General features: G+C 45.9%; 17 protein-coding genes. 16 read left to right on the top strand and 1 reads right to left on the bottom strand.

Features of this window, described 5'->3' with window-relative positions:
* Positions 1–8: 8 nt before the first annotated feature.
* On the top strand, positions 9–860 hold the full coding sequence (locus PBA01S_RS08900) for an aldo/keto reductase (RefSeq protein ID WP_028540297.1): 852 nt from the start codon (positions 9–11) through the stop codon (positions 858–860).
* 60 nt (positions 861–920) lie between these two features.
* Here PBA01S_RS08900 and PBA01S_RS08895 read toward each other — a convergent pair whose 3' ends face one another.
* Positions 921–1,466: a TetR/AcrR family transcriptional regulator gene (locus PBA01S_RS08895; RefSeq protein ID WP_028540298.1), complete on the bottom strand. Its 546-nt coding sequence runs from the start codon at positions 1,464–1,466 to the stop codon at positions 921–923.
* Positions 1,467–1,648: 182 nt separating this feature from the next.
* Between PBA01S_RS08895 and PBA01S_RS08890 the strand changes: the two genes are divergently transcribed.
* The 15 genes from PBA01S_RS08890 to PBA01S_RS08820 all read left to right on the top strand — a co-directional run bounded on the left by PBA01S_RS08890 (position 1,649) and on the right by PBA01S_RS08820 (position 13,770).
* Complete coding sequence (locus tag PBA01S_RS08890) at positions 1,649–2,512, top strand: aldo/keto reductase (protein WP_127575804.1); 864 nt, start codon at positions 1,649–1,651, stop codon at positions 2,510–2,512.
* A gap of 19 nt (positions 2,513–2,531) precedes the next feature.
* The gene (locus PBA01S_RS08885) at positions 2,532–2,936 is read left to right on the top strand and encodes a cupin domain-containing protein (protein WP_028540255.1); all 405 of its coding nucleotides are present in this window, start codon (positions 2,532–2,534) and stop codon (positions 2,934–2,936) included.
* Between the two features lie 131 nt (positions 2,937–3,067).
* The gene (sigK, locus tag PBA01S_RS08880) at positions 3,068–3,766 is read left to right on the top strand and encodes an RNA polymerase sporulation sigma factor SigK (protein ID WP_016311263.1); all 699 of its coding nucleotides are present in this window, start codon (positions 3,068–3,070) and stop codon (positions 3,764–3,766) included.
* A gap of 145 nt (positions 3,767–3,911) precedes the next feature.
* Positions 3,912–4,562 carry a TetR/AcrR family transcriptional regulator gene (locus PBA01S_RS08875; RefSeq protein WP_036699013.1) on the top strand — a complete coding sequence of 217 codons (651 nt, stop codon included), beginning with the start codon at positions 3,912–3,914 and terminating at the stop codon, positions 4,560–4,562.
* 77 nt (positions 4,563–4,639) lie between these two features.
* Complete coding sequence (locus PBA01S_RS08870; RefSeq protein WP_503826048.1) at positions 4,640–5,530, top strand: transporter substrate-binding domain-containing protein; 891 nt, start codon at positions 4,640–4,642, stop codon at positions 5,528–5,530.
* 92 nt (positions 5,531–5,622) lie between these two features.
* Positions 5,623–6,267, top strand: coding sequence for an amino acid ABC transporter permease (locus tag PBA01S_RS08865; RefSeq protein WP_127575803.1), 645 nt, complete (start codon positions 5,623–5,625; stop codon positions 6,265–6,267).
* A 19-nt stretch (positions 6,268–6,286) separates the two neighbouring features.
* The gene (locus PBA01S_RS08860; RefSeq protein WP_016311266.1) at positions 6,287–7,033 is read left to right on the top strand and encodes an amino acid ABC transporter ATP-binding protein; all 747 of its coding nucleotides are present in this window, start codon (positions 6,287–6,289) and stop codon (positions 7,031–7,033) included.
* A 22-nt stretch (positions 7,034–7,055) separates the two neighbouring features.
* Positions 7,056–7,478, top strand: coding sequence for an OsmC family protein (locus PBA01S_RS08855; RefSeq protein WP_016311267.1), 423 nt, complete (start codon positions 7,056–7,058; stop codon positions 7,476–7,478).
* A 111-nt stretch (positions 7,479–7,589) separates the two neighbouring features.
* Positions 7,590–8,489 (top strand): manganese catalase family protein, encoded by a 900-nt coding sequence (locus tag PBA01S_RS08850; RefSeq protein ID WP_009224293.1) that lies wholly within the window; start codon positions 7,590–7,592, stop codon positions 8,487–8,489.
* 156 nt (positions 8,490–8,645) lie between these two features.
* Complete coding sequence (locus tag PBA01S_RS08845; protein WP_009224292.1) at positions 8,646–9,503, top strand: ABC transporter ATP-binding protein; 858 nt, start codon at positions 8,646–8,648, stop codon at positions 9,501–9,503.
* On the top strand, positions 9,496–10,152 hold the full coding sequence (locus PBA01S_RS08840; RefSeq protein ID WP_028537367.1) for an ABC-2 transporter permease: 657 nt from the start codon (positions 9,496–9,498) through the stop codon (positions 10,150–10,152). The genes PBA01S_RS08845 and PBA01S_RS08840 overlap by 8 nt, the downstream gene beginning before the upstream one ends.
* Positions 10,149–10,514, top strand: a complete 366-nt coding sequence (locus tag PBA01S_RS08835; protein WP_127575802.1) for a GntR family transcriptional regulator — start codon at positions 10,149–10,151, stop codon at positions 10,512–10,514. Before PBA01S_RS08840 ends, PBA01S_RS08835 begins: the two co-directional genes overlap by 4 nt.
* Positions 10,515–10,707: 193 nt before the next feature.
* Positions 10,708–11,676: a LacI family DNA-binding transcriptional regulator gene (locus tag PBA01S_RS08830; protein ID WP_009224289.1), complete on the top strand. Its 969-nt coding sequence runs from the start codon at positions 10,708–10,710 to the stop codon at positions 11,674–11,676.
* Positions 11,677–11,907: 231 nt separating this feature from the next.
* Entirely contained in the window at positions 11,908–12,861 is a 954-nt protein-coding gene (locus PBA01S_RS08825) for an ABC transporter permease (RefSeq protein ID WP_009224288.1), read from the top strand.
* 12 nt (positions 12,862–12,873) lie between these two features.
* Complete coding sequence (locus PBA01S_RS08820; RefSeq protein ID WP_009224287.1) at positions 12,874–13,770, top strand: carbohydrate ABC transporter permease; 897 nt, start codon at positions 12,874–12,876, stop codon at positions 13,768–13,770.
* The last annotated feature ends 100 nt before the right edge of the window (positions 13,771–13,870 follow it).

Below are 13,870 nucleotides of genomic sequence, written 5' to 3'. Positions count from 1 at the left end.
GATGTATGATGGAGACAGTGACTTTATCCAATGGAATTAAGATGCCGATATTGGGTTTTGGCGTCTATCAAATCCCTGATCTTGCAGAATGTGAGCGAGTTGTAAGCGAAGCCATTGAAGTGGGGTATCGTTCAATCGATACTGCTCAAGCTTACGGAAATGAAGAAGCTGTAGGGAATGCTGTTCGAAAAAGCGGCCTGCCTCGTGATGAATTTTTCATTACCACAAAGGTTTGGATTTCGAATGCCGGCTACGAGAAAGCTAAAGCATCCATCGACGAATCTTTACAAAAGCTTCAATCCGACTATATCGATTTAGTATTAATCCATCAACCGTTTAACGACTACTATGGAACATATCGAGCGATGGAAGAGTATTACAAGAAAGGGATCATTAAAGCGATTGGAGTAAGTAATTTCTATCCTGATCGGTTTATTGATATTGCCAAGTTTAGTGAGATCACTCCAATGGTGAACCAAGTGGAAACCCATGTCTTTAACCAACAAAAGCAAGCCCAAAAGATTATGGAGAAATATGGTACTCAAATTGAATCCTGGGGACCTTTTGCTGAAGGAAGAAATGATTTCTTTATGAATGAAACCCTAAAAGAAATTGGAGTGCAATATGGGAAATCGGTTGCCCAAGTTGCGCTTCGTTATCTCATTCAGCGTAATGTGGTTGTCATTCCTAAAACAGTTAGGAAAGAACGGATGATTGAGAATTTCGATGTCTTTAATTTTGAACTAACCAATGAAGACATGGATAAAATTGCGAAACTGGATCAAGAACAAAGCTTATTCTTCTCACATTACGATCCAGAAACTGTTGAATTTATAACAGAATACAGAATTGGTAAGTAAAATGAAAAAGCGGCGATCACTTCCCGGTATTCCACTGGGGAGAGGTCGCCGATTTACGTCTCAGATATTCCGATCCAGCAGTATCCCCGTTTGTTCAGCGATTACGCGAGGGGGGAGCGGCATCCCGTTCCTAAACCACCATTCTACTGTACCAACGATCGCTGCGCCAAAAAATTGAAGAAACATTTCTTCATTTAACCCCCGGTTTTTCCCTTCGGTAACATTTACGTCCGGCCTGTATTCTTGAATGACTAAATCAAGGAATCGACTGCGAAAATAAGCGGCACTTTTCGTATTTAACATTGTGGAAAAGAACAAATGATGTTCGGCAAAGTAATCGAACCAGACGTAGTTGCCCTCTGTAAACGTCAATTCGGATGCGGATTGGCAGAGATCCCGGAGATTATTAATATGTTCTTCGATAATCTTGTCAAGCAAGTCATATTTGTCAACGTAGTGGAGATAAATTGTGCCTCGGTTCACGTTGGCTTTATCGGCAATATCACGGATGGTTATGTCCTCAAAGTCTTTTTCAGCCATTAATTCAAGAATCGCACTTTTGATCGCGGTTTGCGTTTTTTGTACCCTTCGATCCACTTTCGTCATTTCTTAATCTCCTCTCCAAGATCCTCGTCAATTTTCAGTATTTTGTTCAATAATCAACATACCCAAAGGTATTGACGATTGTAAGTTGATTCATTCTGATTAAAATTATAAACACGAGTTGATTAAACGATCAATGTTAATAATCTTCAATCCCAGATGAATAAGTAAAGGAGAGAAATACTATGTATAACGCTACATCAAAATTATCTAACGGAATCGAGATACCGAATTTAGGGCTTGGCACTTGGTTGCTGAATAATGAACAAGCAGAACAAGCATTAAAGGATGCGGTATCCCTCGGATATCGCCATATCGATACAGCTCAGGCTTATATGAATGAAGAAGGGGTGGGCAAAGGCATACGTACATGCGGCGCGGCCAGGGAGGAGCTGTTCATCACGACCAAGGTAGCTGCAGAGGCAAAGACTTTTTTTACAGTTACACAGTCTATTGATGAGTCATTAGCCAAGTTAAGCGTCGATTACATCGATCTTCTCATTATTCATAGTCCGCAGCCTTGGGTAGAGTTTCGTGGGGAGAAGCGTTACTTCGAGGAAAACAAAGAAGTATGGAAAGCGCTGGAGGCTGCTTATAAAGCTGGAAAAGTGAAAGCGATCGGCCTTTCGAACTTCCTTCAGGATGATATCGAGAATATTTTAACGAGTTGTGAAATCAAACCGATGGTTAATCAGATCTTGGCTCATGTGGGCAACACGCCATGGGAGCTGATTGATTTTTGCCAGAAAAATGACATCCTGGTTGAGGCTTATTCTCCTATCGCCCATGGCGCTGTTCTTAATCATGCGGAGATCAAGGCGATCGCTGATAAGTATGGGGTGTCGGTGGCACAGCTTTGCCTTCGATATGATATCCAACTTGGTCTTGTAGTTCTTCCGAAGACGGCCAATCCGGATCACATGCGGAATAATGCCGAGCTTGATTTTGTGATCAGTGATGCCGATATGGAAATCTTAAAAAATATTGAACCGATTCAAAACTATGGGGAGCACAGTTTCTTCCCCGTATTTGGAGGGAAATTATCATAAAATTAGGCGGGGGATATCAATGGCGAAACATGAAGAAGTGAAAAATGGAGTTCTATTCTCTCTAGGTGATAAAAATCCATTCTCTCAATTTTTTGTAGGTCAAAGCTATCTTCAAGGGTTAGTCTCTGATCCTCATGTGAATGTCAGCGTTGGGAATGTTACCTTTGAACCGGGATGCCGAAATAACTGGCATATTCACCGCGGGGGGTATCAGATTTTGCTAGTTACAGGCGGGGAAGGCTGGTACCAGGAAGAAGGCAAACCTGCCCAAAGCTTGAAAGCAGGGGATGTCATTGTCACACATGATGGCGTCAAACACTGGCATGGTGCCAAAAAAGACAGCTGGTTTGTTCACATCGCGATTACGTCAGGCAAGCCGGAATGGTTAGAACCCGTATCGGACGAAGAATACCATAAACTTTGAGAGAAGTTCGAAAGAGGGATTTCTTTTCCTCCGTACAGGCACGGATGGGCCTCCGCCCACATACAATGAATTGACCCCAAATGAAGTGAGGTTGTATTCATCGTGATGTGAATCTGCGGGAGGTGTCATCTTTGCCGGGATTGTTTACCGCAATTGCTTTATTCATTAAACAGCTGACGTTGCTCGTATCGTATGTCAAAAATAATGCGTTTCCGCAGCCCCTGACCGAGGAAGAGGAAACGAAGCATTTGCAGCGCATGGCGGAAGGGGATTCGGAGTCCCGCAATATCCTGATCGAGCATAACCTGCGGCTGGTGGCGCATATCGTCAAGAAATTCGATAACACCGGCGAGGATTTGGAGGACTTGATCTCGATCGGGACGATTGGTCTGATTAAGGCGATCGAGAGCTTCCGGCCGAATAAAGGGACGAAGCTCGCAACCTTTGCGGCCCGCTGTATCGAGAACGAAATCCTGATGCATTTGCGTTCGCTTAAGAAAACACGCAAGGATGTCTCTTTGCATGATCCAATCGGAACCGACAAGGAAGGGAATGAAATCACCCTCATTGATATTTTGGGGACGGAAGCGGACGATGTGGTGGACCGGGTTCAGTTAAAGATGGAGAAGAGTAAAATCTATCGCAACCTGGACATCCTGGACGCGCGGGAGCAGGAAGTCATCAAGGGTCGGTTTGGCCTGGAGCATGGGGGAGAAGAACGGACCCAGCGCGAAATCGCCAAGGAGCTCGGCATTAGCCGCAGCTACGTGTCACGAATTGAGAAGCGAGCGCTCATGAAGCTGTATCATGAGTTTTATAAGAAGAAATAATGTTGTTGTTGATCGAAATATGACTATAAAAAAGCGGGTTTGCGTTACTGCGCAAACCTCGCTTTTTTTGTTTCCACAATACAAGAGTTGACAATATCATATAAATCCTATAGGATTTAATTACAAACTGACTGACTAGTCAATCATGTGGGGTGGGAACAGATTGAGCGGAGAGAAAGAAGCCCAAATCAACAGTGATCGCAGAGAGCATATTCTGCAAATTGCCATGAAGCGATTTGCCAAGGATGGCTATCATGCAACAAAAATTTCCGATATTGTCGCTGAGGCGGGTGTGGCTCAAGGGACGTTCTACTGGTACTTCAAAAGCAAAGAAGCGATTGCGCTGGAAATTGTGAAGGAAGGCCAGAAAAAATTGCTTGACGTCATCCGTCATGGATACCGACGGGAAGCAGGATCGGTGCAGGACATGGTACATGCCTCCGAAGCTCTGCTGGAAAGTCTGTTTCGGTTTGCCGAATCCAACCGGTATTTAATAGAGCTTATTTTCGGCAGAGGTGAAGGGGTTGAAACGATTCGCCATGCGATCCGGGAAACGAGAGCAGCTATGGAGAACTCTTTTCTTCTTAACATTCGCAGGGCGATTGAGTTAGGCATGCTCCCGGCTTCCATCGATGCTGAATTCCGTGCCACGATGATTATGAGCTTGATCGAAGGCGTCATTTCACGTTGGTTGCTCGGGTTCGCGCCGCCAGGCAGCGGGATCGAATCCAAAACGGCTCAGCAGCTTGCCGCGGAGACGGCCAGATTCGAATTTTTTGGTTTGCTTGGTGTTTAGCTTTGATTGGATAATGATCTGCCGTTTCGGAATTTTACCCATTCTGCTACCCAATAAATAAAAAGGAGAGAACATCCATGCTGAAAAGTAAGAAATCCAGAAATATGCTGTTTCTAACATTATTCGCCGTATTGCTCGTAGTTCTGGCATTGACTGGCTGCGGTTCTAACAATAACGGCAATAACGCGCCAAGCTCGGCTCCTTCCAACAATGCGGCGAACGGAGGAAGCTCCGCAAATACCGGAAGTGATTTATTGAACGAAATTAAAACAGCGGGTGTGATAAAGGTAGGGCTTATGGGGACTTACGCTCCTTACAATTTCCTGAATGAAAACAAGGAAATCGATGGTTTTGATGCTGACGTTGCGAAAGAAGTAGCCAAACGGCTCGGCGTTAAAGTCGAGTTTGCTCCGCAGGAATTCTCTGGACTGATTCCTAGTCTGCAGGCTGGAAAAATCGATGCCATTATCAGCCAGGTTACGATTACTGACGAACGCAAGCAGCAAATTGATTTTACCCAGCCGTATATTACGAACGAAGTTAAAATCATCGTAAAAGAGGATAATGACTCGATCACGAAGCTGGAAGACTTTAAAGGGAAAAATATCGGCGTGGGACTCGGCACAAACGATGAATCCTATCTCCGGAATGATGTGCTGCCGCAGGTTGGCAACTTCGAGATCAAAACCTATGACGATGTGATTACTTCCCTGCAGGATTTGAATGCGGGACGGATCGATGCCACCATCAATAACTTGTACGCCTTGAAACCTATTGTCGACAAAAACGGCTATAAAATTAAAGCGGTGGGCGATGCGATCAAATCCGACCAAGCGGGTATCGCGATCCGCAAAAATAACCCGGAATTCCTGGCCGCTCTGGATCAGGCTTTGACCGATATGAAAGCAGATGGCACCTATAACACTATCTTCCAAAAATGGTTTGGCGAAGAGCCGCCGGCAGAATAAAGAATCGTGAAAAGGATAAGGCCTTGAAGAATTCGTATTTTTTCATGGCCTTCTCGCTTTAACCATGGAATCAAAAGGGGATTCAAACGACAATGAATCTGGTATGGGATAACCTTCCTTTCTTGCTGAAAGGTGCTTATTACACGCTGCTTGTTACCGTAGTATCCATGTTTTTCGGACTGATCATCGGTTTGGTGGTTGCGATTGCGCGACTAAAAGGGAATTGGCTGGTTCGCGGAATTGCCCGCGTATATGTGTCGGTTATTCGAGGTACGCCGCTTCTTGTCCAAATTTTTATCGTTTATTACGGGGTTGTAGATTACGGAATTACGCTGGGTCCGCTGACAGCCGCTTATGTGGCATTGAGCATCAACGTGGGCGCCTATCTGTCTGAAACGTTCAGAGGGGCGATTCAGTCAATTCCGAAGGGCCAGACGGAAGCCGCTTATGCGACGGGCATGACGGGCTGGATGACGATGAGAAGAATCATTCTGCCGCAAGCAGCTCGGGTGGCCATTGCGCCTATGGGTAATACTTTTATCGGAATGCTTAAAGAGACGGCGCTGGTGTCGGCCATTACGGTCACCGAGTTGCTGCGTTCAGCGCAGCTGCTGATCGCTCAATATTATGTCTATATGCCTTTTTTCGTTGGGATCGCCGCCATGTATTGGATCATGAGCACTGTGTTCTCGGCCATTCTGAATGAGGTGGAGAAGCAGTTGTCCAAAGTATATTGAGGCATGAGGTGGAGCAAATATGATTCAAACGACAGGATTGTCCAAGTCTTTTAACGGAGCAGAGGTGTTGAAAAGCATTGATCTGCATGTGGCTCCCAAAGAAATCGTTGTGCTGCTCGGACCAAGTGGTTCCGGCAAAAGCACCCTGCTGAGATGTCTGAACGGCCTTGAGGAGCTGGACGGCGGATCGCTTGAGGTGAATGGTGTTCGAGTGGACGCATCCATGCCGTCTAAGAAGAAACAGGCCGCCTTCCGTGAAATTCGTCGTCATACGGGAATGGTCTTTCAGCAGTTTAACTTATATCCGCACAAGACAGCGCTTGGCAACGTGATCGAATCGCTGTTATCTGTGAAGAAAATGAAAAAAGAAGAAGCCGTACAGATCGGCGAACGACTGCTGGATCGGGTTGGACTGTTGGCGAAGAAGGATGAATATCCCTCGAGGCTGTCCGGCGGCCAGCAGCAGCGGGTGGCAATTGCCCGAGCATTAGCCATGGAGCCGGCGATCATGCTGTTTGACGAGCCTACTTCAGCTCTTGATCCCGAGCTTGTCGGAGAGGTGCTGGAAGTTATGCGCCAGCTGGCCCGGGATGGGATGACGATGGTCATCGTCACTCATGAAATGAAATTTGCCCGTCAGGTCGCCAATCGGATCGTGTTTATGGATGGCGGTGTAATTGTGGAATCGCAGGAACCGGAAGTTTTTTTTCAGAATACGGCGTCCGAAAGAGCTCGTAAGTTTATCAATCAACTTCAGGAGCATTAACAACAGAAAGTAGGTAATGATGATGAAGGTTATGACAACCTGGAATGGAAAACGTTTGTTTACATCAGTCGGGGATTCCGGTTATCCGGTAAGAATGGACGCTACGCCAAAATACGGCGGCGACGGCACAGGTGCAACACCCATGGAGCTTTTGCTGGCCGGACTGGCCGGATGTATCGGCATTGACATCACCATGATTCTGAATTCATTCCTTGAGAAGATCACTTCACTAGAGATCGAAGCGGACGGTACCCGGAAAGAGCAGAATCCGTCCGGCTTTACCGCCATTGAGCTGATTTTCCGCGTTGAAGGAGACATTCCAGATTACCAAATTTGGAAAGCTATCCAAATGGGCAAGGAGAAATATTGTGCTGTATCGGACTCGCTGAAGGCCGACATCAGCTACAGACTGATCCTCAACGGTCAAGAGGTTTTCCAGCCATAAACAAAAGGCACTTCCACACCAAAGCTTCGGACGATCAATACCCGTCCGGCATAATATCCGAGCTATCCCCCGTAGGCTTTTAGTAATTGATACTTATGGGGAGGTACATGCATGTTTAAACGCGTAAACCGATTGGCCATTGAATTGCCCAGACCGAAAGCCCCGGATCCGAATGGCGCCAGCGTCGTTCAGGAACTGTTAGGCGGACGGTTTGGTGAAATGTCGACGCTAAATAACTATTTGTTTCAGTCCTTTAATTTCCGGGGAAAAAGCAAGCTCAAGCCGTTTTACGACCTCGTCGCGAGTATTACGGCAGAGGAGTTTGGTCACGTTGAGCTGGTGTCGAATACGATCAATTTAATGCTGGAAGGTACGACTCGTCCCGGGGATCCGGATTCCACTCCGTTAGGGAATACGAAGGATCTTCGTTTCTCCCCTCACTATATTGAATCCGCTCAGACCTCTCTGCCGTATGACTCAATGGGGCGTCCTTGGAACGGATCGTACGTCGTTAGCAGCGGCAACTTGATCTTCGACTTGCTGCATAACTATTTCCTGGAGTGTGGTGCACGGACGCATAAGGCCCGCGTCTATGAAATGACCGATCATCCGACGGCCAGAGCAATGATCGGTTATCTTCTCGTGCGCGGGGGCGTGCACGTGTTGGCGTATGCGAAGGCGCTTGAGATCGCAACCGGAGTGGATGTCACCAAAATGCTGCCCATCCCGAAAATTGAAAATCGGAAGTTTGATGCGACCCGTCCTTGGGAAGCCGCTGGTGAGCATCGCAGATTGTATACGTTCAGCGATCATGACTATCACGGCATCGCCCAAATTTGGCGCGGCCAGCATCCGACGGACGGCGGCAGGCTGGAAGCATTTGCCGGACTGCCGGGGTACAGCGGCGAAATTCCAGAACTGGAGCCGATTCAGGAGGAATTCGCCCCCGGCATATCGCCAGAGGATTTGGTGGAAATCGCGAAACGGCTGCAACGCGCCGCTGGGCTCTGAGTTTTGTACGAATACTCTGATTTTGAACACCCGTCAACTGCAATGTTGAGCGGGTGTTTTTTTACATATGAAAGGCGGCCTTCGGTTGACGCCTCCTCCCATCCGTGATATATTGTGTATACACGATATACACAATTTAAAAAGAGGGGGTATTCCATGCTGGCATTAGATGTTCGACATATTCATAAGAAATTCCCCGCCTTTGAGCTGAAGGATGTTTCTTTCCAGTTGGAGAAGGGATACATCATGGGCTTTATCGGAGTTAACGGCGCAGGGAAAACGACGACGATCAAGTCGATTTTAAATATGACTCGGATCGACAGCGGTGAGGTTTACATTCTGGGCAAGAACATGGCGGAACATGAGCTGGAATTAAAGCAGGAGATAGGATTTGCTTTCGGGAGCATTGATTTTTACACGCGCAGTAAGATTAAGACGTTGACGGATACCATTAAGAGGTTTTATGAAAATTGGGACGATCAAATCTACTCCTCCTACATGAAGAGATTTAACTTGGATGAGAATAGAAAGATCGCCGAACTGTCAACGGGCATGAAGGTCAAATACAGCCTGACGCTTGCTTTGTCCCATGGGGCCAAGCTGCTGATCCTCGACGAGCCGACCAGCGGGCTGGATCCGGCTTCACGGGATGACCTGCTGGATCTTTTTCAGGAGCTGATTGCTGATGGCGAGGTGAGCATTCTGTTCTCCACCCATATTACCTCCGACTTGGAGAAGTGCGCAGATTATATTACCTTTATCTCAAACGGGCAAATTGTGCTGAGCGGGGAGAAGGATGAATTCAAAGAATCCTATCTTCTCGTGAACGGTTCCGAGGGCCAGCTTGCACAGGTGAAGGACCGGATGATTTCCTACAAAACGAACTCGTTTGGCTTTACGGGCTTGATCCATGCGGATGACTTTGACCCGACTTCGGGAATCCGAGCCGCCACGCCAAGCTTAGAGGATATTATGATTTACTATGCGAGAAAAGGGGGGCAGAACCATGATTAATTTGATCCGAAAAGATATCCGACTGGGTGTACATCCTCTATTATTGAGCATGCCTGTGTTAATGGGCGTTTTGATGTTTGTTCCTGGCTGGATTTACTTCATAGTGATTTTGTATTTTTGTTGGATCACCATCCCCAATATGTTTAACCAACTGAGAGCACAAAACGATTTGATGTTCACCTCGATGATGCCTGTTACGAAACGGGACATTGTGAAAGCGCGGATTATCGTGATCGCCGGACTGGAATTGGCGCATGTGGTGGTTGCCCTAATCTTTGGCCTGGTCAGTCAGCGCTTCTATTCGGATATAACCTACTTCTTCTTCCCGCCGAACTTAGGATTCTTTGGTCTCTGTTTGGTGATGCTGGCGATCTTTAACCTGATTTTTATTCCGATGTATTACAAGACGGCGTATAAATTTGGTATGGCACTGCTGATCTCCACTGTAGCAGCTACATTGTTTGCAGGGATCACCCAGTGGATCGGGATCGCGAATTCGGGGATGAATCGTATGTTTTATGGGACGGAAGCGAATCATTTGGCAGTTCAAGCCTATATTCTGATCGCAGGAATCGTGATTTTCATTGCGCTTACCGCAGTGGCTTACCGGATGGCGGTCAAACGATTCCTTCAAGTGGAGATCCAATGAACATCGCGATATCCAATACTTCGGAGAAACCGATCTATCAGCAACTGTTCGAGCAAATCAGCGCCCAAATTCTAAAAGGGGAGCTGGAGAGCGGCTATATCCTGCCGCCCATCCGGCAAGCCGCTCATGAGCTGCGGGTGAGTGTCATCACCGTCAAGAAGGCGTGGGAAGAACTTGAGCGGCGCGGCTTGATCCATACGGTGACTGGCAAAGGGTGTTTTGTCGCTGAATTTTCCCCCGAAGAGATGCAGCGCATCCGCAACGAAATGGTGATGGAACAGTTGGCTAGCGAAGTGTCCTATTACAAGTCCTTTGGTCTGACCTTGGATGAGATGATTGAGTTGTTGAAGCAGGTGTACTGATCCTACCGATCTTGGGATATCGTGCTTCCCCCTCATTATTGAGCAATAACTGTCGAACAAAAAGCCGCAATAGCGGCTTTTTCGGTTTGATAGACCTTAAATTTTACAATTTTGAAACGTTTCCAAAATAATTATTGAAACGTTTCCAGTTTGATGCTATGATAGGGGACATAAGAGAGCTCGGGGGGGTCATATGGCAAGCATTAAGGATGTAGCCAACTTAGCTGGCGTCGCCGTGGGAACCGTATCCAGAGTCATCAATAACTCGGGGGCTGTCAAACCCAAGACGCGCAGAAAAGTGGAAGAAGCAATTAAGCAGTTAAATTATATTCCCAATGAAGTCGCTCGAAATTTCAAAATGCAAAAGTCCAAGATGGTCGCTCTCTTGCTTCCAAGCATTTGGAATCCATTCTTCTCTGAATTGGCTTATTACATAGAGGATGAATTGGATCGGGAAGGCTTCAAGCTGATGTTGTGTAACAGCGGAGGGAAGCCTGAAAAAGAGTTGTACTACTTGGATATGCTTCGGCAAAACAAAGTGGCTGGTATTGTGGGGATCACATACAACGATATCGAAAATAATGTGAGTCATGATATCCCAATCGTGAGTATTGATCGGCATTTTAACAAGAAAATCACCTGCGTGACTTCGGATAATTTTGAAGGAGGACGCATCGCCTTACGGGAGTTAGTTAAAGCCGGTGCTCGGAAACCTGCTTTTATCGGGAGTATCACTTCGGTATTTAGTGAAACCATGAATCGTAAAAAAGGATTCATTCACGAGGCGGAGGCTTTAGGTGTCGAACATGTGGTTTATGAGAAACCAGATCCTATTGTAGATGACGAATCCTACTTTAATGAGTTCTTTCATGAATATTCAGATGTGGATGGCATTTTTGCCATTACGGATATGCTGGCTGCCAACTATATCGAAAGAGCACGCCAACGAGGCATCCGTGTTCCCGAGGATGTCAAGGTCATAGGGTATGACGGCATTCAGGATAATCCTTTCTTTCATCCGATCTTATCAACGATCAGGCAGCCGGTAGAAAAAATGGCTCGGATGACGATTCGTCTGCTTTACAGCAAGATCGAAGGGAAACCTTTGACAGAGCAGGTCTATCGGATCCCCGTCACCTACAGGCAAGGTGAAACGACTTGATTCCTTCGAAAGGAAAGAAAAACCTCAGTTTATTCTGATTCCTTTGAGAAACTGAAGTTTTTCTTAGCAAAATTGGAAACGTTTCAAATTGTCATATCTGTATGATAAACACTGGAATAATATCAACGATTTCAGATGATTAATGGGATAGATTTACCTAATTCTGCACATAACAAATTGGAAACGTTTCAAAATTGAAGATCATTTTACTATGGAAAGGGAGTATTTTTCATGGCCTCAAGAACCAGCGGGGAGGATATGATGATGATCAAACCTCATCGGAAAAGCAAATGGAGCAGGGTAAAGCGTGATTATGAATTATATCTGTTCCTGCTACCCATCATTATTCTATATCTCATCTTCAAGTATTATCCGATGTACGGCGTCCAAATCGCATTCAAAAACTTCTCGCCAAGTCAGGGGATCTGGGGGAGTGAATGGGTCGGATTCCAACACTTTATCGAATTTTTTGATTCGTATAACTTCTGGACCATCATTACCAATACGCTGTCACTTAGTTTCTTATCGCTGCTATTTGGTTTTCCGGCGCCAATCATCATTGCTATTATGCTCAATCAAATGCTCGGCAAGAGATATAAGAAATTTATTCAAACGGTAATTTATGCTCCGCACTTTATCTCTACGGTTGTGCTTGTAGGGATGCTGAACGTTTTTTTATCTCCAAATAGCGGAATTGTAAATCATATCATCACCTGGTTTGGAGGAGATCCCATTCTCTTTATGGCTGACGAGGGTTGGTTCCGTCCTTTGTATATCTTGTCCGGGATTTGGCAGGAAACCGGCTTTTCCACGATCATCTACCTTGCAGCTCTTGCCGGAGTGAATCCGGAACTGCATGAAGCTGCAATTATGGATGGAGCAAGTAAATGGAAGCGTGTCTGGAATGTGGATATTCCAGGGATCTTGCCAACGATCGTGATATTGTTGATTCTTGCGCTGGGCAACATCATGAGTATCGGATTTGAGAAGGCCTTCCTGATGCAAAGCGATTTGAACTATGCCACCTCTAATATCATCCCGACTTATGTCTACGAAATGGGGATTCAGAAAGCAGAATACAGTTTTTCTACAGCAGTTGGCCTGTTTAACTCGCTGATCAATATTATCCTGATTGTCATTGTCAATCGAGTCGCTAAGAAGTTGACAGAAACTAGCTTGTGGTAGGAGGGGTCCATCTTGAATTCCATGCTGAAAAGAAAGAGCAGAGGGGACGTTTGGTTTGATGTAATCAACTATTCTTTATTAACCATCGTGATGCTGCTCGTGTTATTTCCGTTGTACTTTGTACTGATCGCGTCATTTAGTGATCCTAATTATATCTATTCGGGGGAGGTTTGGCTGTACCCGAAAGGTTTCACATTGGATGGCTATGAACGGATTTTTAATGATTCCTCCATTTGGATTGGATATGCTAATTCGATCCTTTACGCAACTTTAGGAACCATTATTGGTGTGGCCGTCACCGTATTTGCGGCTTATCCGCTGGCTCGTCGAGATCTAGTGGGGAAATCAGCGATTATGTGGTTTTTGATGGTGACCATGTTTTTTAGTGGCGGGCTAATCCCAACCTATTTGCTGATTAAAGATCTTCACATGCTGAACACGATTTGGGCACTAGTTCTCCCCGGAGCGGGCGGCGTATTTAATGTGATTATCGTCAGAACTTTCTTTCAATCCACTATCCCAGATGAAATGTGGGAAGCCGCTTCGATTGACGGATGTTCCAATACCAGATTCTTCTGGAGCATCGTTTTACCCTTGTCCAAGTCCATCTTAGCGGTTATGGTGCTCTATCATGTGGTTGGCTTTTGGAATGGCTTCTTCGATGCTTTGATTTACCTAAGTGACGAGAACAAGTATCCCTTGCAACTGGTGCTCCGCAACATCCTTGTCCAAAATCAGGTGAACTCAGGGATGATGATTGATGTGGAATCTTACGCGGCCAAAATGCGCGTTACCGAATTGATCAAATACGGTGTCATCATCGTATCCAGCTTGCCGTTGCTCATTTTATATCCATTCCTCCAAAAGTATTTCGTTAAGGGCGTGATGATCGGATCGATCAAGGGCTGATGCTAACGACGTACTTGAAGGGGGGGATGCAAGGCTAAGGGCCATTTCATTGTAATGGAACAGGTGTGTAATGAAACGAGTAGGACGAATTCAAGGGAGG

Origin of the sequence: Paenibacillus barengoltzii NBRC 101215, from assembly GCF_004000745.1 — a bacterium.
In the GTDB taxonomy this organism is placed as follows: Bacteria; Bacillota; Bacilli; order Paenibacillales; family Paenibacillaceae; genus Fontibacillus; species Fontibacillus barengoltzii.
Note: the sequence above shows the minus strand (reverse complement) of the source record. Positions and strands in the feature narration are given on the sequence as shown.

Excerpts from the sequence above, each read along its gene's own strand:
- PBA01S_RS08840 (WP_028537367.1), top strand. The coding sequence starts at position 9,496 with ATGATTAATTTGATCCGAAAAGATATCCGACTGGGTGTACATCCTCTA.
- PBA01S_RS08825 (WP_009224288.1), top strand. The coding sequence starts at position 11,908 with ATGGCCTCAAGAACCAGCGGGGAGGATATGATGATGATCAAACCTCAT.
- PBA01S_RS08885 (WP_028540255.1), top strand. The coding sequence starts at position 2,532 with ATGGCGAAACATGAAGAAGTGAAAAATGGAGTTCTATTCTCTCTAGGT.
- PBA01S_RS08895 (WP_028540298.1), bottom strand. The coding sequence starts at position 1,466 with ATGACGAAAGTGGATCGAAGGGTACAAAAAACGCAAACCGCGATCAAA.
- PBA01S_RS08850 (WP_009224293.1), top strand. The coding sequence starts at position 7,590 with ATGTTTAAACGCGTAAACCGATTGGCCATTGAATTGCCCAGACCGAAA.
- PBA01S_RS08875 (WP_036699013.1), top strand. The coding sequence starts at position 3,912 with ATGTGGGGTGGGAACAGATTGAGCGGAGAGAAAGAAGCCCAAATCAAC.
- PBA01S_RS08870 (WP_503826048.1), top strand. The coding sequence starts at position 4,640 with ATGCTGAAAAGTAAGAAATCCAGAAATATGCTGTTTCTAACATTATTC.
- PBA01S_RS08845 (WP_009224292.1), top strand. The coding sequence starts at position 8,646 with ATGCTGGCATTAGATGTTCGACATATTCATAAGAAATTCCCCGCCTTT.
- PBA01S_RS08830 (WP_009224289.1), top strand. The coding sequence starts at position 10,708 with ATGGCAAGCATTAAGGATGTAGCCAACTTAGCTGGCGTCGCCGTGGGA.
- PBA01S_RS08890 (WP_127575804.1), top strand. The coding sequence starts at position 1,649 with ATGTATAACGCTACATCAAAATTATCTAACGGAATCGAGATACCGAAT.
- PBA01S_RS08900 (WP_028540297.1), top strand. The coding sequence starts at position 9 with ATGGAGACAGTGACTTTATCCAATGGAATTAAGATGCCGATATTGGGT.
- PBA01S_RS08855 (WP_016311267.1), top strand. The coding sequence starts at position 7,056 with ATGAAGGTTATGACAACCTGGAATGGAAAACGTTTGTTTACATCAGTC.
- PBA01S_RS08865 (WP_127575803.1), top strand. The coding sequence starts at position 5,623 with ATGAATCTGGTATGGGATAACCTTCCTTTCTTGCTGAAAGGTGCTTAT.
- PBA01S_RS08860 (WP_016311266.1), top strand. The coding sequence starts at position 6,287 with ATGATTCAAACGACAGGATTGTCCAAGTCTTTTAACGGAGCAGAGGTG.
- PBA01S_RS08835 (WP_127575802.1), top strand. The coding sequence starts at position 10,149 with ATGAACATCGCGATATCCAATACTTCGGAGAAACCGATCTATCAGCAA.